The sequence below is a fragment of the Pyxidicoccus caerfyrddinensis genome (assembly GCF_010894405.1).
In the GTDB taxonomy this organism is placed as follows: Bacteria; Myxococcota; Myxococcia; order Myxococcales; family Myxococcaceae; genus Myxococcus; species Myxococcus caerfyrddinensis.
On record NZ_JAAIYA010000086.1, the window covers coordinates 1 to 2,142 of the forward strand.

General features: G+C 70.6%; 1 protein-coding gene. It reads left to right on the plus strand.

Features of this window, described 5'->3' with window-relative positions; genetic code table 11:
* Positions 1–2,142 (plus strand): condensation domain-containing protein (locus tag G4D86_RS51555; RefSeq protein ID WP_164003074.1); only part of this gene is annotated, 2,142 nt, incomplete at both ends.

The following is a 2,142-nucleotide window of genomic DNA, read 5'->3' on the forward strand; positions in this document are numbered from 1 at the left end:
TGGTGCCCTCCGCCTTCGCCGTGCTTCAGGCCCTGCCCCTCACCTCCAGCGGCAAGGTGGACCGCAAGGCCCTGACGGCTCCGCAGGCGTCTTCCTCCTCCGAGTTTGTCGCTCCTCGTACTCCCACCGAGGAAATCCTCGCCTCCCTCTGGGCCGCGCTGCTGCGCGTGGAGAAGGTGGGCGCGCAGGATGACTTCTTCGCCCTCGGCGGCCACTCCCTGCTGGCCACCCAGCTCATCTCTCGCGTCCGTTCCTCCCTCGGCGTCGAGCTGCCCCTGCGCTCCCTCTTCGAGGCCCCCACCGTCGCCGCACTCGCCTCGCGCATCGAATCTTCCCGGCACTCGGCCACGGGGCTCGTGGCCCCCGCCCTCGTCCCGGTGCCTCGGACAACCGCACTGCCCCTGTCCTTCGCTCAGCAGCGGCTGTGGTTCATCGACCAGCTCGCTCCTGGCAGCCCCGCCTACAACATCCCTTCCTCCCTTCGCCTGTCCGGCCTGCTGGACACCGAAGCCCTGCGCCTCAGCCTCGAAGCGCTGGTGCACCGGCATGAAACCCTTCGCACCACCTTCCGCGAGGAGCCTTCTGGCCCCGTCCAGGTCATCTCCCCGCCCACGGCCCTGCGCATGGACGTCATCGACCTGCGCTCGCTGCCTCCCGAGCAGCGCCAGGCCGAGGCCCAGCGACTGGCAGAGGCGGAGGCCCTGCGCGCCTTCAACCTGACCACGGGTCCGCTGCTGCGCGCGTCCCTGCTGGTGCTCGATGAGCAGGAGCACGTGCTGCTCCTCAACGTCCACCACATCGTCTCCGATGGCTGGTCCATGGGCGTCATGGTGCGCGAGGTGGCGCAGTTCTACGGCGCCTTCGTCTCCGGCCTTCCTTCGCCCCTGCCTCCGCTGCCGCTCCAGTACGCGGACTTCGCCGCCTGGCAACGCCAGTGGCTGCAGGGCGCCGAGCTGGAAGAGCAGCTCACCTGGTGGCGGCATCAACTGGAGGGTGCGCCGCAGGAGCTGGAGCTGCCCACCGACAGGCCGCGCACGCACCGCACCATGCCCCGGGGAGGCCATGTCCCCGTCGTGCTCCCGCGAGAACTCTCCGAGGCCCTGGACGCCCTCTGCCTTCGCGAGGGCCTCACGCCCTTCATGTTCCTGCTGGCCGCATTCCAGTTGCTGCTGTCACGCTATAGCGGCCAGGACGACATCTCCGTCGGCACGTCGGTGGCCGGACGCAACCGCGCCGAGCTGGAGGGGCTGGTCGGCTTCTTCCTCAACACCCTCGTCCTGCGCACGCGCCTGGACGGAGACCCCACGGGGCGAGAGTTGCTGGCCCGCGTCCGGGACACGGCCCTGGGCGCCTTCACCCACCAGCACATTCCCTTCGAGCAACTGCAGCCCATGCGCGACCTGCGCCAGGCCCCGCTGTTCCAGGTGATGTTCATGCTGCAGAACCTGCCCTCGACGGAGCTGTCCGTGCCGGGGCTGAGCTTCCGGCCCATGTCCACCCAGGGCCGCGTCGCCAAGTTCGACCTGACGCTGGTCCTGTCGCGCACCGCAGACGGCTTCCAGGGTGGGTTGGAGTACGCCGCCGACCTGTTCGACGCGTCCACCGCGGAGCGCATGGCCCGGCACCTGCTCGTGCTGGTGGAGGCCCTCGTCTCGGCCCCCGAGCGCCGGCTGTCGAACCTCACCCTGCTGGCGGAAGACGAGCGCCGCCAGTTGCTGGTGGACTGGAACGCCACCCGCGCCGGCTTCCCCGAGGCGTGCATCCACTCGCTCTTCGAGGCCCAGGTCCGCCACGAGCCGGACGCGCTGGCGGCCTCCTTCGAGGGCAATGGCCTCACCTACGGGCAGCTCGATGCGAAGGCCAACCAGCTCGCGCACGCGCTGCGCCGCCGCGGCGTGGGGCCGGAGGTCCGCGTCGCGCTCAGTGTCGAGCGCTCACTGGACGTCGTCGTCGGCCTGCTCGGCATTCTCAAGGCCGGCGGCGCCTGGGTGCCGGTGGATCCGCTGCTGCCGCGCGAGCGTCTGGCCTTCATGCTGGAGGACAGCGGCGCCGAGGCACTGGTGACGCAGTCCCCGCTGCTGGAGCGCTTCCCCGAGGCGCACCGTGCCCGCGCGCTCTGCCTCGACACCGAGAAGGACGCGC